The sequence below is a fragment of the Faecalibacter macacae genome, from assembly GCF_003687725.1.
Taxonomy (GTDB): domain Bacteria; phylum Bacteroidota; class Bacteroidia; order Flavobacteriales; family Weeksellaceae; genus Empedobacter; species Empedobacter macacae.
In genome coordinates this window covers 1-23,768 of the sequence record NZ_RDOJ01000005.1, presented here as the reverse complement: position 1 = coordinate 23,768, position 23,768 = coordinate 1, and the positions used below count along the sequence as shown (strand labels likewise).

Sequence of the window (23,768 nt, the reverse complement as noted above, 5' to 3'; positions counted from 1 at the left end):
CAACAAACTACGTGAGGAACACAAAAAAGCATCTCTTATGAGATGCTTTTTCCTTTTATATCGATTACTAGAATTCAATTCGAGCAAATTTGTAGAATAAATTTAAACTAAAAGAAGATGTATCTCCAGACATGTAAGTACCAACATCAAAACTAGATTTTAAGTTATATCTAGCTTTCAAACCTAAATTTTTCCATTGATATCCTGCTCCAATACTAAACGATGACATATTTGCAATTTCTGTTTTAGCACTTTCAGAATATACAACTTCTGTATAATTTGCATCCGACAGATTGATTTTAGCATTGTAAAAAGCATCTAAAAAAACTTTATGCTCATTATCATTTTTAATGTAGTATTTAATTCCAATAGGAATTTCAATAATCTTTCGTTCAATTGCTAATCCAAATCTTGGACTTGCTTGAACATCTTGTCTTTTAAAATGAAAATAGTTTGCTTCTAATGCAATTGCATATTTATTTTTTAAAAAAGGTAATTGATATTCAGCATTAACTCCAAAGGTTGGCGAAGTACCATTAAATTTATTTTCTACATCATATGAAGTATAATGAACATAATTTTTCTCAGATCTTATCCCGGCCTGAACACCAAATTCAATTATATTTTTTGTACTAACATCTTTATTATGTTTAAAAGCGCCATTTGTAATACAAGAATTATAATCAATAAAATATTTTTCTAACGAATTTTTAGTGTAGTTTACTTTGTTCACATTTACATCGCCACAATAAACATTAGATCTTAATTGATTCTTAAATTGTTCATTTTTACTCGTTGTAGTTTGTGTTTCTTTATATATTTTATAAATTAATGGTTTTATCTCTCCATCCTCTTTACTAAAGAAATATGTAATAGTTGTGTTATTGTCGTGAACATATAATTTGGAAGGCCCATTTACAGTAGTTTTAAGAAAAGTAGAGGTTTCTACCCATTCTGGTTGTTTTGTTTCAGAAATTCTATTATAAAACTGACTTGAATTGTCTATTTTACCATTGTAACTAACGTAATTAATTCCGTTTTCTAATCCAAATTCTTTAATTGTTTTTGGAGTATATTTCTTTAATTCTCCATTAATTTTTGCTTCAATTTCATTTGGATTTTTTGCCCAATCTTGATAATAAATTTCAACTGGAATAGTTTGATTATTTAAGTCAATTATATAGCCTTTCTCAAGTTTTGTTTGCGCTAATAATGGTAATGAAATCAATGAAAGTAGAAGAGTAATTTTATTCATATATTTTAGTTATTTATTGATTTGTTTTAATGTATAGATCAAAGATATGCACTATTTCTGAATTTACGCTTCTTGTTGCAAAATCCATTGGTTGTGGCGCATTATTCATAATAATTTCACCATTTGGTGAAATGATGATAAAACGAGGAATAAATTCAACTTTATAATTTAATCCAAAACTACTGCTAGTAACACCAGCATACAATTGTTCACCAGACATTTGTTCTTCCTTTATCATCTGCATCCATTTGTCTTTATCTTTTTCAGGATCTACAGATACACTCAGAAAAACAATTCCTTTATCACCATATTTTTTTTCTAATTCTTTCATTGCTGGTATTTGTATACGACATGGTCCACACCATGTTGCCCAAATATCTAAGTAGATTAATTTTCCTTTATAATCTTTTAACGATTTTATATTACCATCAATATCAGGCAAGTTAAAATCAGGTGCTTTATCCAAAACCGTATCTTCTACTTTAGTATCGTTTTCTACAAATTCTGAATCAACATTTTCAATATTTTTATCCGTTTCATCTTTCGCATCTTTAGTATTACAACCTATAAAAAATATAAACATAATACCTCCTAAAAGTAAATTATTCATAACTCAAATATAGTCCTAATCTAGCATTATCATATAATTAACGCCTCAAAACTTGACAAAGGGGTATCTGAGATTGTATATTTGTAAAAAAATTTGCGATTATGAAAATGAAAACCTCCGATTTCGATTTTAATTTACCTGAAGAATTATTAGCGGAACACCCTGCAGAAAACAGAGATGAATCTCGCTTAATGGTTGTTCACCGTGATACCGGAGAAATTGAACATAGATTATTCAAAGACGTAATCGAATACTTTGACGAAGGTGATGTTATGATTCGTAACAACACAAAAGTTTTCCCTGCTCGTTTAATGGGTAATAAAGAGAAAACAGGTGCTAACATCGAAGTTTTCTTATTAAGAGAATTAGACGCTGAAACTCGTTTATGGGACGTTTTAGTTGATCCTGCACGTAAAATCCGTATCGGAAACAAATTATTCTTCGATAATGATGATACATTAGTTGCTGAAGTTGTAGATAATACTACTTCTCGTGGACGTACATTACGTTTCTTATTTGATGGATCTTACGAAGAATTCCGTGCAAAATTAAAAGAATTAGGAGAAACTCCTTTACCAAAATATATTTTACGTGAGGTTGAGCCAGAGGATGCTGAGCGTTACCAAACAATCTACGCAAAACATGAAGGTGCCGTTGCTGCTCCTACAGCTGGTTTACATTTTTCTAAACACTTATTAAAACGTTTAGAGATTAAAGGTGTTGATTTTGCTGAATTAACTTTACACATAGGTTTAGGTACTTTTATCCCAGTTGAGGTTGAAGATTTATCTAAACACAAAATGGAATCTGAGCAAGTTATTATTCCTCAAGAATCTGTTGATTTAGTTAATAATGCAATTGACAATAAAAAGAAAGTTTGTGCTATTGGTACAACAACTATGCGTTCTATTGAATCTTCAGTTTCTGCTGATGGGCACTTAAATGCATACGATGGATGGACGAACAAATTTATCCACCCACCATACGATTTCTCTATTGCAAACTGTATGATTACAAACTTCCACACGCCAAAATCTACATTAATCATGATGATTTCTGCTTTCGCAGGTCACGATTTAACGATGAAAGCGTACAACGAAGCTGTAAAAGAAGGATATAAATTCTACTCATACGGTGATGCAATGTTAATCTTATAATCTGAGATTTGGATACAAAAAAAGACATAAGAAGATTATCACAATCTGAAATTGAAGAATACTTCAAATCGATTGGAGAAAAATCATTCCGTGCTAAACAAGTGTACGAATGGTTATGGAAAAAGAATGCGCATCAGTTTGATGACATGACAAATATTTCTAAAGCTTTACGTGAGCAATTAGGAAATTCTTTCCAAATCCAACCAGTTGAGGTTGATCTTCTACAAAAATCTAATGACGGTACCATCAAAAATGCAGTTAAACTGCATGATGGTAACGTTGTTGAATCTGTTTTAATTCCTACTGATTCTCGTACTACAGCTTGTGTTTCTTCGCAAGTAGGTTGTAGTTTAGACTGTACGTTTTGTGCTACTGCACAATTAAAACGTATGCGTAATTTAACTGCTGCCGAAATTGTAGATCAAGTCGTTATTATTGATGAAGAAAGTAAACGTTACTTTAATCGTCCTTTAAGTAATATCGTATTTATGGGAATGGGAGAACCTTTATTAAACTACAATGAAGTGATTTCTGCCATCAAAAAAATTACGTTACCTGAAGGATTAGGAATGGCACCCCGTAGAATTACAGTTTCTACATCTGGAATTCCTAAAATGATTGAAAAATTAGCAGACGAAGAATTAAGAGTAAATCTTGCAGTTTCATTACACTCGGCTCGTGAAGAGGTTCGTAATGTAATTATGCCTTTCTCTACTAAATTTCCTTTAACAGATTTAATGGAATCTTTACAATATTGGTACCAACAAACAGGTTTACGAATCACATTCGAATACATTGTTTGGGGTGGTGTTAATGATAAAAAAGAGGACATTGATGCATTGGTAAGATTCTGTAAAAAAGTACCTTCAAAAGTAAATATCATCGAGTATAATTCTATCGATGACGGAATGTATAAACAAGCATCAGAAAAAGCAGTTGATGATTACATCAAAGCATTAGAGTCTAATAATATTGTAGTTAATGTACGTCGTAGCCGCGGAAAAGATATTGACGCTGCTTGTGGACAATTAGCCAATAAAACAGGCGATAATTAATCAAAATACAAAATGAAATTTATACCTACACTCCTATCTATTTTAATATTCTTTCAATTAAGTTGCGCACAACAAACAATGGTAAAAGATACCATTTCTATTGAAGATGTAAAACTTAATTCTGTTGAATTACCTAAGCAATTAGACGAAATTTCAGCATTAGCATACGAAGATCGAGATAAGAGTGTAGTTTCATTTTGGGGACTAAATGATAGCGGAAATGCCTCGGATTTAATTCGTTTTGATCAAAACGGAAATATTATCCAAACTATAACTATTGAGAATGCTCCAAACATCGATTGGGAAGAAATTGCAATGGACGATACTCGTTTATTCTTCGCAGATTTTGGAAATAATTTAGGGAAAAGACAAGATCTTTCAATTTACTTTATCTATCGTAAAGACATCAATTTAAATCAATCCAAACAAACATTAAAAGCTGAAAAGATTGAATTTTTCTATCCAGAACAAACCACATTTGGATACAAAAATTTAACAACCAATTGGGACGCTGAAGCTTTTTTTATCTATAATGACAAGATTCATATTTTGACTAAAGAATGGTCAAATAAGGCAACAACTCATTATACAATTCCGATTGATTCTTCTAAAAAACATGCAGCAAATAAAATAGAATCTTATCCAACAGATTTTATGGTAACAGGTGCGCATATCAGCACAAATAAAGACAACAAAGGTCTTTATTTAATTGGTTATACATTGGAAACTATTGGCTTAATTCAATGGTTTGATTTACCAAAATCCAATACTGATCTAATCTTGACAGAAAGCAAAAAGACTATTATTTTACCTTTAGGATTTACTACTCAATTAGGACAATTAGAAGGAATTTCCTTATCTTCACCCGAGCAAAATCAAATATGTATAAGCGGTGAAGAGTTTAAGTTTAAGGGCTATCATGCCAAACAAACTCTACATTGTTTTAAGAATTTCACAAACTAAAATTAAATTACATTGGGTAACACAGTAGACTTAATCAAAGCTCCTATTGCTGAGGAGATGAAGTTGTTTGAAAACAAGTTCTTCGAATCCATGAAGAGTAACGTCTCGCTTCTCGATCGTATCACACATTATATCGTAAGACGCAAAGGAAAGCAAATGCGACCTATGTTCGTTTTCTTATCTGCCAAAATGTTGGGAGAAATGCAAGAAAAAACATATCGTGCAGCTTCTTTTATCGAGCTAATTCATACTGCAACATTGGTACACGATGATGTGGTTGATGATAGCCAATTACGCCGCGGATTTTTCTCTCTTAATGCAATTTGGAAAAATAAAGTTGCTGTTTTAGTTGGTGATTATTTACTTTCTAAAACCTTAATTATTTCAACTAAAAATAAAGATTTTGATTTATTAGAAGTTGTTTCTATTGCGATACAAGAATTATCAGAAGGTGAACTTTTACAATTAGAAAAAGCCAGAAAATTAGATATTACCGAAGAGGTTTACTACGAAATTATTCGTATGAAAACTGCAACTTTAATCGCTGCTTGTTGTAAAGCAGGTGCATTATCGGTTGGTGTAGATGAAGAAACAGCAAATAAAATGCACCGTTTTGGTGAATTAATTGGTATTGCATTTCAAATCAAAGATGATCTTTTCGATTATACAACTTCTAATTTAATCGGAAAACCTGTTGGTATCGATATCAAAGAACAAAAAATGACATTGCCTCTTATTTATACTTTAAATAAGGTAAATGATAAAGATAGAAAATGGTTAATCAATTCTGTTAAACGTTACAATAACGATAAAAAGCGTGTACGTGAAGTGATAGAATTTGTTAAACAAAATGGTGGTATTGAATATACGAGAAATATGATGCAGAAATATGCAAATGATGCATTGGATATCTTGAAAGAAATGCCAGACAACGAATATCGCAAATCATTAGAATTGTTAGTCAATTATGTGATGACAAGAGAAAAATAAATCCTTTAATCATAAATTTCAAGCTCAACTTTTAGTTGAGCTTTTTTATTGAATATAATTTAATAAAAAAGTAGCCTTTTAGTAAATAATTAAAAATGACTAAATTTGAAACACAATATACATTAATAAAAACTTTACTCAATCTACTACTACTTTTTTTGCCACTATTATCATTTGCTAAAACTATAGGTTTTCAAGAAAATAAAGGACAAATTATTAATCAATATCAAAAATCAAATTTTGCGATTACACATACATTACGTTTAGAAAATTTTAATGTAAATCTTACAAAAAAAGGATTTAATTATGATTTTTATAAATATAATAATGACAAAATCACTACTCATCGCTTAGAATTTATCTTTAGAAATCATAATAAAGATTTTGAAGTTATTAAATCTGATAAAATCGAATATTATGAAAATATAATCAGCAACAAAGGAGAATTACTTATATCATTTTATCAAAAAATAACATATAAAGATTTCTACCCAAATATTGATTTAGAATTTTATATCACTGAAAATCCACAAAAACCTTTTGAATATAATTTTATCTTACATCCAGGAGCAGATATTTCTTCAATTCAATTTGATATCAAAGGAGCTAATAAATTTGTTAAATCAAACGAAATCGAATTCAAATTAAGATTTGGAACTCTTATCGAAACTTTACCTAAAAGTTGGATAGTGAACCCTAACAACAATTAAGACATTAAAGTCGAATATTGTACAAATTCTAATGGTTCCATTGGATTACAATCTCATCAAGATCTTACCAATAAAAAAGTAGTTATTGATCCTGTTCCTATACGAAAATGGGGTACATATTTCGGTGATTATTCTAGATCATACATAGGTTATAATAAACAACGATTGATATTTCTTTTTGTTAAATTATTAGGTAATGATATTTATGCATCTGGATATACAAATATGCGAAATTTGGGTACAAATGGTGTTTTTCAATCCACTCATACAATAAACGCAGATTGTCCATTTATATTAAAAATGAATAAAGATGGCAGTTTAAAATGGTTTACATATTTTTTATCAGAACGCAGTCATTCGTTTCCAAAAGGATTTGATGTTGATGATGAAGGGAATACTTATATCAGTTATGATACAGATCAATTAAACGCTGCAACTCCAGGTGCTTATCAAGAACAATTAGCTCCCGATGAATACTCTAATTACTTCAGTAGAGACTTACTTATTACGAAAATAAATAACCAAGGAAGTCGTATTTGGGCAACATATTACGGTGGAAATCACAATGAAAATAATATGGGTTTACACTTAGATAAACTAAATGATGTTTTATACATAATAGGAAATACTAAAAGTAAAGATTTAATCCATCCTTCAAATACTATTGATCCTACAGAAGATGTAATAGTTAGAGAATCAGCAGGATTACTTATTAAATTTGATACAGAGGGAAATTATATTTGGAGCTCTTATACATTAATGCCACTTACTAGTTTTGCACTTTCTAATAATGGTGATTTAGTTTTAGCTGGAGCTAATAACAATGCAACCCAAAATTCGCCACAATTTGAATCTACAACTGGATTTTTTCGATTATCATCTTATTCAAAAGACTTTAACTTAAATTGGACTCGTGGATTTTTAGGCGAAGGTAATGGCGGTCATAAATTAAAACTTGATAATAATAATAATAATAATAATATTATCGTTGGTGGAATTACATATTCGAGAACTGAAATTGCGACAGAAAATGCCTATTCTCCAACTTATCAATTTGAATTAGATAAATATTCATCATTCTTAAAAAAATACGATCAAAATGGAAGTGAAATTTTTGGGACTTATATTGGTGCTGAAGGTTTCACTGATGTAAGTGCTATTGAAATTGGTCTGAATAACGAAATCTATCTTGTAGGTAATGCAAGTTCAGAAAATAAAATTTTGTACGGAAACACAAGACATTTTATGGGAACAAGTCGTGAAAGAAGTTCCAATTTTACTGATAATTTTGCGACTTTATTAAAGTTTTCAGAAAATGGACAGCCTATTTGGGGAATGATGTATGGGGATGAAATTGGACAACAAGCTTTCAGTTCTATCGCCATTGATAATACAACAAAAGATATAGTTGTTGGCGGATACTCCAATGCGAATTATTTTAATACAACTCCAAATGGATATCAACCTTATCCGTTTATACCAGTAGGATTTCAACGAGATATAGATCAAGGATTAATGGTTTTATTTAACGAAACTGAGAATGAATTTAATATTAAATTTTCTGGAGAACAGTGTGACATTACTTCTATAGTACTTACAGCAGAAGGTGCTACTAATTATACTTGGTACGATAATAATTGGAATATTGTAGGTAATTCAGCCGTTTTACGTCCAACAGCTGAAGGACATTACACTTGTAAATTTGAACATCAAGGAAATGAAGGCTATATAAATTATTATGTAAGAATCACTTCTCCAAATACTCCTCCTAGCCCGGTTATAACAGTTTTGCCTGAAATTACAGCTTATTGTTTTGTAGATTTAATTGCTCCTAAGGCAATATCGGCTTGTGGAGAAGAAATAATTGCAACAACAACCAGAACACATCTTGATTCGCCAGGTTCATATCAAATCACTTGGTTGTATACTGATAATTTTGGCAATACTTTTTCTCAAAATCAGCAAGTAAATATTCTCTCAGAAGTTGAGTTGATTCCTGCTAATATTGTTTTAACAATCTGTGAGAATAACGAGATTGGTTATAATTTAACTTCAATTCTTCCTAATTTACCTGATGCTGATTATAAGTTTTATGCTGATTATATGGATTTAGTAAATCAAATTTCAATTCAAAATCCAAGTAATTTTATCAATACAGAAAATTATGAATTTATACTAATTGAAGGCGTATTAACAAATGGATGTCGTTTTACGCAAGAAATAAAACTAGAGGTAAATCCAAAACCATTTATTACACCAATTACAAAAACTATATGTGATACTCAAAATGATGGTTTTATCAATATTGATTTATCAAATTTAGCTAACGAAATATCAGATGATCAGTCTGCTATAATAAAATTTTATTTGGATCAATACTTCCAAAATCAAATTACATCAACACAACGAATTACACATAATCAAACAATATATTACAAAATTATTGAACAAAATGGTTGTGAAAATTCATCAACGATTACATTCGAACTAACAAATTATAATGTATTAACTACAAATACATTCACAATTTGTAAAGAATTAGATACATTCGGGATATTTGATTTAGCTACAAAAAAAGCAGAAATCGCAAGTTTACTAAATTCAAATCAATCAAATATTTACTTTTATAAAACCTTAAGAGATGCACAAAATGGTGTTAATCCTTTATCTGAAAATTATATAAATGAAGACGGATTATCAATTATATATGCAAGCTCAAGTACAGATACGGCATGTAAAACATTAATTGAAATTCCATTACAAGAAAATATTATTCCTACAATTATTTTAGAAGATGTGTATTACAAATGTAAAGATTCAGAACTAACAATTACTTTAAATGATAATTACGACGAAATTATTTGGAGCAATGGCAATAGTGGTTTAACTTCTAACTTAACGCAACCAGGTACTTATGAGGTTACAGTTAAAAATAACGAATGTTACACAACTAAAACTTTTGAAATTAAAGATTATTCACCTATAAATTACACATATTTATATGATGGAAATCGTATTACTTTTACACTAATAAACGATACAAAAGTTAGTATTGATCAAAGAAATTGGATCCAAAACAATTTTATTTTAGAACCTTGATATCACACCTTTTATTTCCGTACAGATAAAGGATGTACTTCACAAGAAACGATTTATATATATAAAGATATTCCAACTTTTATTTCACCTAATAATGACAGAATTAATGATAATTGGAATTTATCTTACATTCGAGATTTAAAAAACATTGTAATCTATAATCGATTTGGAAAAGTAATTTTCGAAAGCTCTAATACAAATCAACCTATTGTTTGGGATGGAAAATTAAAGGTAAACCTCTCCCTTCTGCATCATATTGGTATATTATCACTTTAAAGGATGACAGCAGAATTGAAGGATATATCACATTGAAATATAAATAATTCATTGACGTTTAGCATGGCAAATAGGTGTTCATTAAAAATACGAAATCCCCTTTTCAGGGGATTTTTCTTTTATTAGTTGTAATAAGCCTTTTATACATAATTAGTTATTTAGTTTCTCGACTTTACGATACGCGTAATAAAACACCGTTGGCAAGACTGTAAACGATAAGACCAAGCAAATCATCAATCCACCTACAATCATAATCGCTAATGGTTTTTGGATTTCAGAACCCATTCCTGTTGATAAAGCCGCAGGTAATAATCCCAAAGAACCCATTAAAGCAATCATTAAAATCGAACGAATTCGACTTTTTACACCTAAGGTAATCGCTTGTACTAATGGATAGTCTTTCAGATTTTCTTTCATCACTGCAATTAAGATGATTCCGTTAATGGTGTTTACCCCGAATAAGATGATTAATCCAATTCCGGCTGATATTCCGAAGATGGTATTGGTAATCCATAAGGATAAGAATCCGCCGATAAACGCAAATGGAATTGTAATAGCAGCTAAAGCCGTATCTTTCACATTTCCAAAATTGCTATATAAAAGCAACAGAATTAAGATCAAGGAAATTGGAATCACGGTCATTAATTGTTTCGAGGCACGTTCCTTACTTTCAAATTCTCCTGCCCATTCCATATAATTTTCTTTTGGCAATTGCACTTCTTTGGCAACGACTTCTTTGGCTTCGGCAATAGTAGAACCCAAATCTCGTCCATCAATGCTGAATCCTACACCAATGTAACGGCTATTTCCTTCACGATAAATAAATGCTGGTCCGGTTTTGTAGCCTATAGTTGCAATTTCTTGCAAAGGAACATTTTGTCCGTTGCTGGTAGGAATCAAAATATTTCCAATCTTTTCTGGTGTATCACGATAGTCTTTTTCAAAACGTAACACCACATCAAATTGGCGGTCGTTTTCATAGAATTTTGTTGCAGCTTGTCCACCAATGGTCATTTCAATCACCGCTTGTACATCGGCAGTATTGATACCGTAACGTGCCATTTTAGTGTCGTGTAATTGAATTTTCAATTCTGGTAAACCGATGTTTTTATACACATTGATATCGGTAATTCCTTCTACTTTTTCAATAGACTTTGCTACTTTATTGGCATAGCGTTCTAAATCGTACAAATCATCACCAAAGATTTTAATGACCAACGAACTTTTTACACCGGCCACATATTCTTCCACGTTATCTTGAATCGGTTGGGAAAATCCAAAGGTAATTCCAGGATAATTTGCTAGTTTTTGACGCATTTCTTGAATGATTTCATCCTTAGATAATCCTCTTGTCCATTCGGATGCATCTTTTAATTGAATATTGAATTCGATATTAAAAAATCCTGTAGGATCGGTTCCATCATTTGGTCTACCCGTTTGGGTTAAAATGAAATCAATCTCGTCGGCATCTTTCATCAACAGCGTTTTCATTTCTTTGGTTAAACGAGTCGATTCCTGTAAATTGATGCTATTGGGTAACGTCGCACGTACATAAATCGAACCTTCGTTCAGTTGTGGTAAGAATTCGGAACCATAGTTCATAAATTTCACGACACAAATCGAAAGCAAACCAATAAATACGGCTATTGTAATGGTTTTGGCTTTGAAAGAAACGGTGAAAAGTTTATAAATTACATTGGAACAAAAGCGTGAAATCACATTATCCTTTTCTTCCATGTTTTTTGTGAACAATAATTTACACATCGCCGGAACGTAGGTCAAACTCAAGATTAAGGAACCTAATAAAGCATAACCTAACGTAAACGCTAGGGGTGTAAACATTTTTCCTTCTACTTTTTGGAACGAGAAAATGGGTAATAACGCCACAATTAAAATGATTAAAGCAAAGAAAATATAAGATGCTACACTTCCTGCACTTTTCTTAATCACGCCCATTTTACTCATTTTCGCAAAACGTTCTGGACCCACTTTATGTTGCATTGTAGCTAATGCTACAAATACCGTTTCCACAATTACTAATGTTCCTTCTAATAACAATCCGAAATCTAAAGCACCCATTGAGATTAAATTCGCGGGTAATCCTTGAATTTTTAGCATAATGATGGCAAACAAAAATGCTAATGGAATTACGGATGCTACAATGAACGTTGATTTCCAATTGTACAAGAAGATAAAGACAATTAAAGAAACCAATAAAATCCCTTCTACAATGTTTTTTGCCACGGTTTTTACCGTATTATCCACCAATTTGGTACGATCGACTACCGTTTCGATTTTCACATTATCTGGTAAGGTACGCTCATTTAGTTCTTCGATTTTTAATTTCAAATTTCCTATCACTTCCGATGGATTTTCACCTCGAAGCATAATTACTATTCCTTCAACCAAATCGTCATGTTCATTGTACCCCACCTGACCTAAACGCGGTTTACTCGAAACTACAACTTCCGCTACGTTTTTAATCAAAATTGGTGTAGAACCATTCAATTTTACCGTAATATTTCCGATATCTTGAATTTTATCTAATAAACCAACTCCACGAACTACATACGCTTGATCGCCTTGCTGAATCACATCGCCACCGACATTAATATTCGATTTTGAAACCGCTTCGTACACATCCAAAGGCGATAAATCATAGTTCTTTAATTCCGTCGGATTGATTTTGATTTCATACGTTTTTTCTTCTCCACCAAAACTCACCACATCAGCCACGCCGGGTACCGAAAGCAATTCACGTTCGATGACCCAATCTTGAATGGCTGTTACTTCTTTAATCGGTAAATCGGATTTAATCACATAACGGAAAATTTCTCCTGTCGCTCCCGATGGCGGTTCGATAGAAGCATCAGCACCTTGCGGTAAATCGACACCACTTAATTTATTGGACACATATTGTTGCGCATAAAAATCATCGACTCCATCTTCAAATTGAACGGTTACCACCGATAATCCGAACAAGGAAATCGAACGAATATTGGATTTATGCGGAATGCTGTTCATTACTTTTGAAATTGGCAAGGTCACCAATTTTTCCATTTCTTCGGCACTTCGTCCCGGCCATTGCGTAATGATACGCGCTCTGGTATTGGTTACATCTGGAAAGGCTTCAATCGGCGTATGTTTTAAGGCATAAATTCCACCAAAAAACAGCGCTAGTGTAGCAAACAAAACAAATGTCGTATTACGTAACGAGAAGGTTACGACAGCTTGTACTAATTTCTGCATCGGATTATTTGTTTAATTCTTCCACTAAAAGCAAAGCGTTAGAACTGATGATCTTTTCGTTCTTTGCAAATTTTTCTTCCACATACGTAAATTCAGCATTAGAAGCGATAGGCGTAATTTTACGCACTTCCATCGTACAATCATCTTTGTACACGACTACATACTCTTTGTTGTTTTCAAATACTTTGGCTGAATTTGGAATAGCAAAAGCAGTCCCAATCACATTTTCTTTATCAATAATGATATCGGCACTTAAACCTGGCATCAAGTTTAAATCTTGATTTTCTAAAACCACGCGTGCTTTGATCACATGTTCGTTGTCATCGAAAACATTGTAGATTTTGTCAATTTTTCCGGTATAAATTCGGTCAGGAAAAGCAACGGTTTTCACTTTTACGTGATCGCCTTGTTTGACATATTTTAGGTTACTTGCATAAATGTTCACCATTACCCAAACCTGTTTTAGGTTGGAAATAGCAAATAACGCATCGTCTGCGTCATTGGAAATCGACTGACCCGAGCTGATGTTTTTCTGTACGATGTAGCCATTTTTAGGCGAAAGAATTTGGAATTGTCCATCACCAATGGCACGGTACATACTCAAGGTTGCATTTACTTTATCCAGCTCGATTTGTGCGGAACGCAATTCGTGCTCTAAAGCTAAAACTTCAGGTTGCGAAGCCATTCCATCGTTTAATAATTCTTTCTTGGATTGAATTTGCTTACGCAAAAGGTCGATCTGGTTTTGGTAATAACGGCGTTCTTGAGCCATTGATTGCACTTCTGTCGATTTGACTACTGCTAACACTTGACCTTGACGAACATAATCTCCCAATTCGAAATTGACTTTGTTGACTACACCTTGTAGTAAACTTTTGTAAGCCACTAAATCATTTTCGTTGTATTCCACTTTTCCCGAAAGTGTCAGTTGTTCGTGGATCGGTTGTTCTGAAATCGTAGAAATGGTCGTTGATTTCTTTAATTGTTCGTTCAAACAGAATGATTCTTTTTTGTCTGTTTCAACTGGTTTTTCTTCTTCTTTTTGCTTGCAACTATTTAAAATAAAAATCATTGCGGCTAAAATGTATATGGATTTGTTCATACGATTAAAAATCTTGTCCTACGATATATTGTAATTCTTCGAAAGTGTTTTGATAGGTTTGTTGTAATTCTAAGTAAGCTTGATTGGCTTCACGATAGGCTTGGGTAAAATCAATAAATTCCAACAACGTTACCTGTTTGTTTTGCAAATGCTTTTTGTAATTCTCCAACATTTGTTTCTGATTTTCTCGTTGAGCATACGGCCAATTTTCTAGCATCTGTTCTATTCGAATCAATTGGTTTTGCAGTTGCTGAATGGATTGCGTCAGATTATTTTCTACCGTTTGTTTATTGGATTGTTGCTGTAACATTCCAATTTCAGCGGCTTTGATATTTCCTTTGTTGCGATTGAAAATGGGTAAATCGAAACTTACTCCAACACCCACAAAATCATTCATAATATTTCCACCACGATCGTAATTCACTTGAAATCTCATATCCGGCGTTTTTTGAGCTTTTTCTAAAGCCAATACTTGTTGGGCTTTTGCCTGTTCGTTTTCTTGACGTTTTAATCCAATGTTTTGTTGCTGCGCGATTTCTATAAAATTGAACGGTAGGGTTTTAGAAAGTTGAATAGCATTTTGAGGAAATGAAATGTGCTCGATTTCTAAGGCAGGATTATGCGTTAAAATTCGAAGTATATTCAACGCTTCGAAACGTTCATTTTCCAACTCGATTTGCTCTTTTTGTAAGGCAATTAATTCGGTTTGTACGCGATAGAAATCTGCAGTTGCAATGTTTTTCAATTGCGCCTGACGTTGGTATTGTTCGCTCATTTGCGTGTACAATGCAAGGATTTCCTTCAGCTGTTTTTCTTCTTGCTGAATACGAATTAATTGATGAAAAGCCAAACGTAGGTCTTTGCGTAATTCGCGTAAGGTTTCTTCATAATCGAAAGTGGCAGATTGTTGTTCCAACTGTTTTAAGGCTACACGTTTTTTTCGCTTGCCTGCTGTTTCAATTAATTGTTCCAATTCAACAGCGATTTGCTGATTTTGACCGTATTTACCAAATAAATAGGGTTGCGTTTCTACGTTATATGTTTTCCAAAGATTAACTTCAGAAATAGAAAATGTAGGATTTGGCCATAATTTTTCCTGAATAATTTCGGATTGGGCTTTATCAATATTAAATTTCACCGCAAGAAGTTGGGTGTTATTTTGTATAAATTGTTGTTCGAGATCTGCTAAGGAGACCGTTTGTGCCTGCATACTAGATACCGCACAAATGAAAGTAGCAGAAAATAAAAGATTTTTCATGTCTAGAGTTTTCAAGAATCAAAACTAGACATCAAACATTAAGGCAAACTTTGAAGTAGATTAGAAATAGATTAGAGCCTTACTAGAACGTTAAGCGCATAACGGTTCCTTTTGGATGATTCGGTAAAATTTCCAATTCGATGTGATGGATTTTAAAAATAATATCGGCAATGGATAAGCCAATTCCTTTTCCTTGATAAGAAGATGTGTTTTTTCCACGAAAGAAATTCTGACGAATATTGGGTAAATCAGTAGAATCTATCCCAATTCCAGTATCAATGATTTGAAGGACTAATCGATCTTCAAAAGTTGAGAATTTAATTTGAATTTGTTGATTATCTGAATATTTAACAGCATTAGAAATAAGATTTCCGATTGCTAAATTTAATAATTGACTATTACCATTAGTGGTAAGTAACTGATCATTTTTGACATCCAAATGAACCTTAATATCTGCTTGGTGATACACAATTTGGTTTTCGATAATTTCCCAAATCACTTCGTCAATACGCATTGGAGCTAATTCGAAATTAGTTTTAGCACCCGAAAGTAACATCATATGATTAATGGTTTCTTGTAAATCAGTGGTATATTGTTTTAATTGTTGCAAAACAATTTCGTATTCTTCGGTAGATCGTGTTTTGTTATTAGTTACTTCTAATGTCCCTAATAATGCAGTAATTGGCGTTCTCAATTCGTGAGAAACATAGTCTATAAAATTCTTTTGTACGTTAAAAGTCTGCGCTATTTGGTTTATAAAAGTATTGTAAGTGGTAGATAATTCTTTAACTTCTGTATACGAATTATTTAAAATAATAGGTTCGTTAAAATTAATCCCGTTTCGGTTTTTAATTTGTGCAATAAAATGATTGATGGGATGGTAGGCAATATAACCCAAGTATTGTGATAATATAAAAACAATAATTAATCCTATCACAGAAACCATAAAAAGAATTTGCAATAAAGACTTCATTTGATCACTAAATTCGGCTTTAGGTTCGCGTGCTACCACCACAAAATCTCCTTGATTATCCGTATAAAAACGGCCGTGATAAAAATAAAGTTGAGTTTGAAAAGAAGCTTCTTTTTCTTGTCTCACTAATTGTAAAAATTGATCAGAAATAGTGGTATCATACTGCATTTCACCATTTACCTTTTGATCGTTAGTACTATAAATAGCAATATTTTTTCGAGAAATAGTTTTTAATAACTGACTTTGAATATTTTCATGTTCTGTAGCGGATAATTCGTCTTGCTCTAGGTAATAAATTGCTGCTAATAATGATTTACTTTCCAAAGCTTTCATCTCCTTTTTTTCCATTGTAGAATAAAAAGTAAAATAGACGATAGCAGAAATCGTCAGAATTAAAATGCTGAAAATTAAAACGGAATATAACGACAAACGATTTCTTAATTTCATACTAATCCTCGGTTTTTAGCATATATCCAACGCCTTTGATCGTGAAAATATACTTTTGATTTTTTTCGATTTTATTTCTTAAATAAGAAATATAAACATCGACTACGTTAGTGTGATTTTCGAATGTAATTCCCCAAACGGCATTTAAAATCTGAATTCGAGAAACGGCTTTATTGGCATTTTCAATCATATAATTCAATAATTTAAATTCTTTCGGAGAGAAAACTACTTCATCACCAGACACATTTACCTTGTATTGTTGTAAATCGACAGATACATCTCCAAAAAAGAAAATAGTTGATTTTTCGTTTTGCTGCGCATATTGAAAACGGCGGGTTAAAGCATTAATTCTCGATAATAATTCATCAAAATGAAACGGTTTAGTCATGTAATCATCTGCCCCAAAATCTAAGGCAGAAACTTTATCTTGCACCGAACCTAAAGCCGTTAACATTAAAATTGGCGTATATATTTTTTTGTAACGAATAGTTTGTACCAATTGTATTCCGTCCATTCCAGGAAGCATGATGTCGCAAATAATCAAATCATAGATAGTTTGAAGATATTGTTCAATATAATCCTCAGCAGTTTTGCATAAGGTTACAAAATGTCCATTTTCTTCTAATCCTTTTAAAATAAAATCGCTGATTCGTTTATCGTCTTCAATAAGAATAATTTGCATCCTTTCTTTTTTTACAAAATTAATATTTTTTGAAATTAGTGTTTAAGTAGAGTTTAATTTTTAATCTATTTTTAATATTGGATAATTTCATTGGTAGTTGAGTTTTATTAAAGAAAAGAAAACTTAGATGCATATCATATTAAATACATTACAAATTTATTTCGAAATGATAATTTAAATAGGCATAAAAACTCTCAACTAGTCAGTTAAAGGAAAAAGTTGATTATTCATAAAAATTATTATATTTGCTTAACTATTGGTGCGAAAGTAACATTTCGGTAACAGGGAATCAGGTGTAAATCCTGAACAGACCCGCTGCTGTAATCTCCGTACAAGTTCTAAAATAAATACCACTGTTCAATAATGAATGGGAAGGTTTTTAGAATGGAGTAAGTCAGAAGACCTACCAAGAGTATATAAATTTATTTGCTTTCGGGATATAAAGCGAAGAATATTAGTTTTAGTGAATACCTCTTTTTTAGGTGTTGATTAAATATACTTCTTTAAACTCTCGTTAGCAACAAATGTAATATGCTAATGAGAAATTTTTATCAGCTTTACTTTTGTTGCCTTTTGATGATAGGACATGGAACTTTTGTTTTAGGACAAGAGCGTAAGGATTCTGTTTATGATTTGCAACAAGTAAATTTAAATAACAAAAAACCAATAGATTTAATCGCTCCACAAACATTAGATGGAGATATCTTAACGCGACTTAATAGCCATTCAGTAGCAGACGCTTTACGCTATTTTTCGGGAATTCAACTGAAAGATTATGGTGGTGTTGGTGGATTAAAAACTGTTGATGTACGTAGTATGGGAAGTCAGCACGTAGGCGTTTATTATGATGGTATACAGTTGGGAAATGCACAAAATGGTGTTGTTGATTTAGGTAAATACTCTTTAGATGATTTAGTAAGTATATCACTTTACAATGGCCAAAAAAGTAATATTTTTCAGTCTGCAAAAGATTATGCTTCTGCTTCATCAATTTATTTACAATCGAAGAAACCACAATTCAAGAATAATAAAAAATATAATTTAACATTACGATACAAAACAGGTTCAATCCAATTGATAAATCCATCTGCTCGTTTTGAATATAAAATTAATGATCAAATTTCAACTTCTTTAAGTTCAGAATATCTTAAGAGTAATGGGGAGTATAAATTTAGAGTAATCAAACGTAACGCAGATAATAGTATTGCTAATGATACTACTGCAATTCGTAAGGATGGGCAAATTGAAGCAAGACGATTTGAACTTGGTATTTATGGAAATCATAATACTTTAAGTTGGAATATAAAAGGATATAGTTATTTATCTGATCGTGGAATTCCTGCAGCTATTATTCGTAATGGATTTGGAGCAAAAGGACAAACTTTAACCGATAAGAATTATTTTACCCAAGGAAGTGTACAAAAGAAATGGGGAAAATTTGAATCTCGTATCAACTTAAAATATGCACACGATTTTACTCATTTTGTTGATACAGTTTCATCCATTAAAACTCAAAATAAATACACTCAGCAAGAATTCTATTTTTCATCAGCGAATTACTTTAAAATACGTTCCAATTGGGATATGAATATAGCTTTCGATTTTCAATATAATAAACTAGATGCAACTTTAAAAAACTTTTCCTATCCCCAACGATACACCCAATTATTAGCTATAGCAAGTACATACCAACTTCAACGATTAAAAATTCAGGGTAGTTTATTAGGTTCTTTTGTACGTGAGCAAGTTGAAATGAATACAAGTGCACCTGATAAATCAGTTTGGACACCTACTTTGATTGGAAGTTTTCAGCCTTTCACTACAAGAGATTTTTATATCAATGCTTTTTATAAACGTGTATTTAGGATGCCAACTTTCAATGATTTGTATTATACTAATATTGGTTATTCAAACTTAAAACCAGAATATACAAATCAATATAACATAGGTTTAGATTACACCTGGAGAAACTTAGGTAAACTACATTATCTAAACGCAAAAATTGATATGTATTATAATGAAGTTGAAGACAAAATTATCGCTGCACCTAATGGTAGTATGTTTCGTTGGATGATGATGAATTTAGGTAAAGTACAAATTAAAGGAGCAGATGTAAAAATACAAGGACATCTAAATTTAAGTGACTTTGATTTTAAATCTACCTTAAATTATACTTATCAAAAAGCGCAAGATTACACCTCGCAAAGCAGAAGCTATTATAAAGATCAAATTCCTTATGTTCCTGTACATAGTGGATCATTTATCTTGAATTCTACATATAAAACTTGGGGGTTAAATTATAGTTTTCTTTATGTAGGAGAACGATACGATGCCAATCAAAATAATAACAAATACAATTATATAAAACCTTGGTTCACACATGATTTTTCGATTCAAAAATCTTTTGAATTAAAGAAAATTCGATTTAATGGATCATTTGAAGTCAATAATATTATGAATAAATATTATGATATCGTCTTGAATTATCCAATGCCAGGCCGACAGTTTAAAATAATAATAAGTACATATTTATGAGAAAATTTATCAAACTAAGTTTATTACTTACACTACCCTTAGCTATATTTAGCTGTAACGATGATGATCGTATTATAGGTAATGATCAGGAAACAATTGGTAATCCAGAGCCTACAGAAATTACAGGTTTTTATTTGTTGAATGAAGGTAATATGGGATCAAATAAAGCTTCAATTGATTTTATGGATTTAACATCAGGAGTATTTAGTCGTAATATTTACAGTACAGCTAATCCTGATATTGTTCGTTCTTTAGGTGACGTAGGTAATGATATTAAAATTTATGGTAGTAAATTATATTCTGTAATTAATGCTTCAAATTTTATTGAAGTTATGGATGTTAAAACAGCACGTCATATTGCAACAATTCCTTTAGAAAATGGACGATATCTTACTTTTAAAGATGGAAAAGGATATGCAACTTCTTATGCAGGACCAATAGCAACTGACCCTAACTCTCCATTAGGTAAAGTAATTGAATTTGATACAATTAATTTCAATATTTCAAGAGAAACTACAGTTGGGTATCAACCTGATGAATTAGAAATTGTTGGCAATAATTTATACGTAGCCAATTCAGGCGGTTATCGTTATCCAGAATACGACCGCACGGTTTCTGTAGTTGATTTAAATACATTTACTGAAACAGAGAAAATTGATGTTGAGGTAAACTTACATCGTATTAAAAAAGACGAAGAGGGTGATTTGTATGTAACGACTCGAGGAAATTATTATGACGTAGCTTCTAATTTATATGTAATTGATTCGAAAACTCATCAAATTAAAAAAACATTTAATATTCCTGTTTCAAACTTTACAATTGTAGGTGATTATTTGTACTACTATTCAAACGAATTTAGTTATGAAACTTTTGAATATGTAAAAAGTTATGGAATAATCAACACAAAAACTGAACAGCAAGTTAGTAATCAATTAATCAATAATCCTATTATAAATGAAGTTGAAACTCCTTACGGAATTGCTGTTAATAAATTTAATGGTGATATTTATATAACAGATGCTACAAATTATGTATCTGATGGATTTATCTATTGTTTTGCTAAAGAAGGAACTTTAAAATGGAAGACTACTGCAGGTAATATACCAGCACATATTGCTTTTGTTTATAAATAATAATTCTGTTATTTTATTCTGTGGTTAGAAATATATCAGAAAAATGAAACGCTCTAATATTTAGAGCGTTTTTTTATTTAATTATTAGATATTTTTTATTGTTACATTTATTATTAAAAGCAAGACTCATATACGGACATGTTCTGACTTAGCTATAATTTCACTTTATTCAAATAAATACTAAAAATCCATAAAAAAACATGATGATAATAAACAACTGTGTTAGGATTCGAAAATCAAATTTTCTTGTCCTAAAAATATTAATATAATATTTTTCTTCTCGATTGAGAAAAATATAAAATAGTAAAAAAGATAGAATAATATATTTAAATATATATCATATCTATTTGAATATTTATTCTCCTATACTCTTATCAGTTATTCTTTATAAAGATCCACTGCTATCCCTAACGCAATTCGCGTTATGCGTTATGCGTTATGCGTTATGCGTTATGCGTTATGCGTTATGCGTTATGCGTTATGCGTTATGCAAAAATAACAAGCCTTGTCACTTCGAGCTCGACGAGAAGTCTATTTATTTTATAAACTACTGTATTAGATTCGAATATTTTTAAAACAAATTAGCTCATTATTCTGTCATTCTAAACAAAGCAACAGCGAACTGAAGAATCATAACCTATTAGTCATTTCGATTTCTATGACATTTCCAAATTAAAATTATACACAGTTTCGTTTTTTATTAAAGCATAAATTCTGTGTATAAATTTATTCCTTACTGCATTTAAAACTGACATTTTATTTTTTCCTTCTTCTACTTTTCGATGATAGTAAATAGCTAAATCATTCTCTAATCTAATAGTGCTTAAAGCAGCTAAATGTAAGGTCTTTTTAAGTTCTTTATCAGCCATTGTTGAAACTCGAGCTCTATAGTAAATGGAACTTCCAGAGCGATGTTCAAAAGGAGCTATACCAGCAAAACAAGCCATTTTTCGTGCAGATAGAATTTCAGTAAAACCATTTGTTTTAATTATCATTAAAGTAGCCAATACCTTTCCTACTCCAGGAATAGTCTGAATACGTTTATATTGATCATTTAAATTCTGATCAGAATTTATTAGTTTAACTATTTTATCTTCAATTTTTTTTGATATGATTGTCTAAGTTTTTAATCAGCTTCTTATTTAATTCAAGTACTTCTTTATCAAGGCAATTTTTAAGATGTTTGATATCTTTCAATTGTTTTTGTAAAGATGATTTTATTTTTATTCTAAATCTTCTCTCGGTATTTAGATAACTTATTTTTGAGATAATAGTTGAACTAGGTTTCCATTTTTGAAGATCCATATAATTCTTCTCAATATATAAGCATATTCTCTGGCTATCAATTTTATCATTCTTGCCTCTAGTTAAACCAATACTTCTTTTCAGATGGAGTGAATTAATTACAAAAACGGATAATTCAAGAGTACTCAAAACTTCGTATAACAAAAAATTATAACGTCCTGTATTCTCCATGGCAACAATAATTTCAGAACTGTTATTAAATTTTTTGAAGAATTTTTTAATCGATTTAACTTCATTATCAATTTGATAATGTGATTCAGATTCAGAATTTTTTACATAAAAATCTAAAGTTTCTTTACTAATGTCGATACCAATAAAAGTATTATTCATAAATTCGTTATTAGGATTTACAAGAGAATATTATCATTAATTCAACTCCTTTATAATGGGTCGTTAGCCCGAATTTCTATTTGAATTTTTGATAAGATGTGTTTAAGTCTGAATCGAACTATAAGTTTTTAACTTTGAGTGATAATAGTGTACTTAAACACATTCTCTTTTTGTATCAATTTAAGAATTTCAAATCTAAAGGAGTGATTAAAATGATTGATTTTAAATTTATCGAGAAGTTAGACGATAAAACATTGTTAAACTGAATTTATTTCAGCTTCACATAATCATATAAGATTCCTCAACACTTCGGAATGACATATAAATAATACATTATACAACTCCTCACAAAACGTACAACATATAACTTACAACGTAATACATAACATCCGAAAACAAAAAATCCCCAATCAAATAAATGATTGAGGATTCTTTTTAAAGACTGGCGGCGACCTACTCTCCCGCAATAGCAGTACCATCGGCGCTGAAAGGCTTAACTTCTCTGTTCGGAATGGGAAGAGGTGAGCCCTTTCGCTATAACCACCCTAATTTCTTATATATTGTTTCTAGGATCTTTCCTAGTATTTTATCAACATTATTAGATACTTGAATACAAGTTTTATTGTTTAAGTTTTATTC

18 protein-coding genes, 1 rRNA gene and 1 riboswitch are annotated in these 23,768 nt (G+C 31.1%); of the genes, 9 read left to right on the top strand and 10 right to left on the bottom strand.

What is annotated here, in order from left to right:
- Window positions 1-67 precede the first annotated feature (67 nt).
- Both EAH69_RS04940 and EAH69_RS04935 read right to left on the bottom strand, forming a co-directional pair.
- On the bottom strand, window positions 68-1,255 hold the full coding sequence (locus EAH69_RS04940) for a porin family protein (RefSeq protein ID WP_121934076.1): 1,188 nt from the start codon (window positions 1,253-1,255) through the stop codon (window positions 68-70).
- Window positions 1,256-1,268: 13 nt separating this feature from the next.
- Window positions 1,269-1,865, bottom strand: a complete 597-nt coding sequence (locus tag EAH69_RS04935) for a TlpA family protein disulfide reductase (protein WP_121934075.1) — start codon at window positions 1,863-1,865, stop codon at window positions 1,269-1,271.
- Window positions 1,866-1,972: 107 nt separating this feature from the next.
- On the opposite strand from EAH69_RS04935, the gene queA reads away from it, so the two are divergent.
- The 7 genes from queA (at window position 1,973) to EAH69_RS14110 (ending at window position 10,115) form a co-directional block, all read left to right on the top strand.
- A complete protein-coding gene (queA, locus tag EAH69_RS04930) occupies window positions 1,973-3,022 on the top strand; it encodes a tRNA preQ1(34) S-adenosylmethionine ribosyltransferase-isomerase QueA (protein ID WP_121934216.1) in 1,050 nt (349 codons plus the stop codon).
- Window positions 3,023-3,030: 8 nt separating this feature from the next.
- Window positions 3,031-4,077 carry a 23S rRNA (adenine(2503)-C(2))-methyltransferase RlmN gene (gene rlmN, locus EAH69_RS04925; RefSeq protein WP_121934074.1) on the top strand — a complete coding sequence of 349 codons (1,047 nt, stop codon included), beginning with the start codon at window positions 3,031-3,033 and terminating at the stop codon, window positions 4,075-4,077.
- A gap of 78 nt (window positions 4,078-4,155) precedes the next feature.
- Window positions 4,156-5,040: a hypothetical protein gene (locus EAH69_RS04920; protein WP_121934073.1), complete on the top strand. Its 885-nt coding sequence runs from the start codon at window positions 4,156-4,158 to the stop codon at window positions 5,038-5,040.
- Window positions 5,041-5,052: 12 nt separating this feature from the next.
- On the top strand, window positions 5,053-6,030 hold the full coding sequence (locus EAH69_RS04915; protein WP_121934072.1) for a polyprenyl synthetase family protein: 978 nt from the start codon (window positions 5,053-5,055) through the stop codon (window positions 6,028-6,030).
- Between the two features lie 95 nt (window positions 6,031-6,125).
- Complete coding sequence (locus EAH69_RS04910) at window positions 6,126-6,740, top strand: DUF7948 domain-containing protein (protein WP_147439090.1); 615 nt, start codon at window positions 6,126-6,128, stop codon at window positions 6,738-6,740.
- Window positions 6,741-6,905: 165 nt separating this feature from the next.
- Window positions 6,906-9,839 (top strand): hypothetical protein, encoded by a 2,934-nt coding sequence (locus EAH69_RS04905; RefSeq protein ID WP_147439089.1) that lies wholly within the window; start codon window positions 6,906-6,908, stop codon window positions 9,837-9,839.
- 51 nt (window positions 9,840-9,890) lie between these two features.
- Window positions 9,891-10,115 (top strand): T9SS type B sorting domain-containing protein, encoded by a 225-nt coding sequence (locus EAH69_RS14110; protein ID WP_121934215.1) that lies wholly within the window; start codon window positions 9,891-9,893, stop codon window positions 10,113-10,115.
- A gap of 150 nt (window positions 10,116-10,265) precedes the next feature.
- Here the strand turns inward: EAH69_RS14110 and EAH69_RS04895 are convergent, their stop codons facing one another.
- The 5 genes from EAH69_RS04895 to EAH69_RS04875 form a co-directional block, all read right to left on the bottom strand.
- Window positions 10,266-13,364, bottom strand: coding sequence for an efflux RND transporter permease subunit (locus tag EAH69_RS04895; RefSeq protein ID WP_121934069.1), 3,099 nt, complete (start codon window positions 13,362-13,364; stop codon window positions 10,266-10,268).
- Between the two features lie 4 nt (window positions 13,365-13,368).
- On the bottom strand, window positions 13,369-14,466 hold the full coding sequence (locus EAH69_RS04890) for an efflux RND transporter periplasmic adaptor subunit (protein ID WP_121934068.1): 1,098 nt from the start codon (window positions 14,464-14,466) through the stop codon (window positions 13,369-13,371).
- 4 nt (window positions 14,467-14,470) lie between these two features.
- Window positions 14,471-15,724: a TolC family protein gene (locus EAH69_RS04885; protein WP_121934067.1), complete on the bottom strand. Its 1,254-nt coding sequence runs from the start codon at window positions 15,722-15,724 to the stop codon at window positions 14,471-14,473.
- Between the two features lie 82 nt (window positions 15,725-15,806).
- Window positions 15,807-17,144, bottom strand: a complete 1,338-nt coding sequence (locus EAH69_RS04880; protein ID WP_230466708.1) for a sensor histidine kinase — start codon at window positions 17,142-17,144, stop codon at window positions 15,807-15,809.
- Between the two features lies 1 nt (window position 17,145).
- A complete protein-coding gene (locus tag EAH69_RS04875) occupies window positions 17,146-17,826 on the bottom strand; it encodes a response regulator transcription factor (RefSeq protein WP_121934065.1) in 681 nt (226 codons plus the stop codon).
- A 240-nt stretch (window positions 17,827-18,066) separates the two neighbouring features.
- Window positions 18,067-18,251, top strand: a riboswitch (cobalamin riboswitch).
- Window positions 18,252-18,363: 112 nt separating this feature from the next.
- On the opposite strand from EAH69_RS04875, the gene EAH69_RS04870 reads away from it, so the two are divergent.
- Together EAH69_RS04870 and EAH69_RS04865 are read left to right on the top strand one after the other, a co-directional pair.
- Window positions 18,364-20,361, top strand: a complete 1,998-nt coding sequence (locus tag EAH69_RS04870) for a TonB-dependent receptor (protein ID WP_230466707.1) — start codon at window positions 18,364-18,366, stop codon at window positions 20,359-20,361.
- Window positions 20,358-21,494 (top strand): YncE family protein, encoded by a 1,137-nt coding sequence (locus tag EAH69_RS04865; RefSeq protein WP_121934063.1) that lies wholly within the window; start codon window positions 20,358-20,360, stop codon window positions 21,492-21,494. The genes EAH69_RS04870 and EAH69_RS04865 overlap by 4 nt, the downstream gene beginning before the upstream one ends.
- Before the next feature lie 656 nt (window positions 21,495-22,150).
- Here EAH69_RS04865 and EAH69_RS04860 read toward each other — a convergent pair.
- From EAH69_RS04860 to rrf, 3 genes are all read right to left on the bottom strand, one after another.
- Entirely contained in the window at window positions 22,151-22,531 is a 381-nt protein-coding gene (locus EAH69_RS04860) for an IS110 family transposase (protein ID WP_262602203.1), read from the bottom strand.
- A 58-nt stretch (window positions 22,532-22,589) separates the two neighbouring features.
- Window positions 22,590-23,129 (bottom strand): IS110 family transposase, encoded by a 540-nt coding sequence (locus tag EAH69_RS04855; RefSeq protein ID WP_121934061.1) that lies wholly within the window; start codon window positions 23,127-23,129, stop codon window positions 22,590-22,592.
- Between the two features lie 440 nt (window positions 23,130-23,569).
- Window positions 23,570-23,677, bottom strand: a 5S ribosomal RNA gene (rrf, locus tag EAH69_RS04850).
- Between the last annotated feature and the right edge of the window lie 91 nt (window positions 23,678-23,768).

Bases quoted from the DNA above. Each gene is read 5' to 3' on its own strand.
- EAH69_RS04940 (WP_121934076.1), bottom strand. From the start codon at position 1,255: ATGAATAAAATTACTCTTCTACTTTCATTGATTTCATTACCATTATTA.
- EAH69_RS04935 (WP_121934075.1), bottom strand. From the start codon at position 1,865: ATGAATAATTTACTTTTAGGAGGTATTATGTTTATATTTTTTATAGGT.
- queA (WP_121934216.1), top strand. From the start codon at position 1,973: ATGAAAACCTCCGATTTCGATTTTAATTTACCTGAAGAATTATTAGCG.
- EAH69_RS04920 (WP_121934073.1), top strand. From the start codon at position 4,156: ATGGTAAAAGATACCATTTCTATTGAAGATGTAAAACTTAATTCTGTT.
- EAH69_RS04910 (WP_147439090.1), top strand. From the start codon at position 6,126: ATGACTAAATTTGAAACACAATATACATTAATAAAAACTTTACTCAAT.
- EAH69_RS04895 (WP_121934069.1), bottom strand. From the start codon at position 13,364: ATGCAGAAATTAGTACAAGCTGTCGTAACCTTCTCGTTACGTAATACG.
- EAH69_RS04890 (WP_121934068.1), bottom strand. From the start codon at position 14,466: ATGAACAAATCCATATACATTTTAGCCGCAATGATTTTTATTTTAAAT.
- EAH69_RS04885 (WP_121934067.1), bottom strand. From the start codon at position 15,724: ATGAAAAATCTTTTATTTTCTGCTACTTTCATTTGTGCGGTATCTAGT.
- EAH69_RS04880 (WP_230466708.1), bottom strand. From the start codon at position 17,144: ATGAAATTAAGAAATCGTTTGTCGTTATATTCCGTTTTAATTTTCAGC.
- EAH69_RS04875 (WP_121934065.1), bottom strand. From the start codon at position 17,826: ATGCAAATTATTCTTATTGAAGACGATAAACGAATCAGCGATTTTATT.
- EAH69_RS04870 (WP_230466707.1), top strand. From the start codon at position 18,364: ATGAGAAATTTTTATCAGCTTTACTTTTGTTGCCTTTTGATGATAGGA.
- EAH69_RS04865 (WP_121934063.1), top strand. From the start codon at position 20,358: ATGAGAAAATTTATCAAACTAAGTTTATTACTTACACTACCCTTAGCT.
- EAH69_RS04855 (WP_121934061.1), bottom strand. From the start codon at position 23,129: ATGAATAATACTTTTATTGGTATCGACATTAGTAAAGAAACTTTAGAT.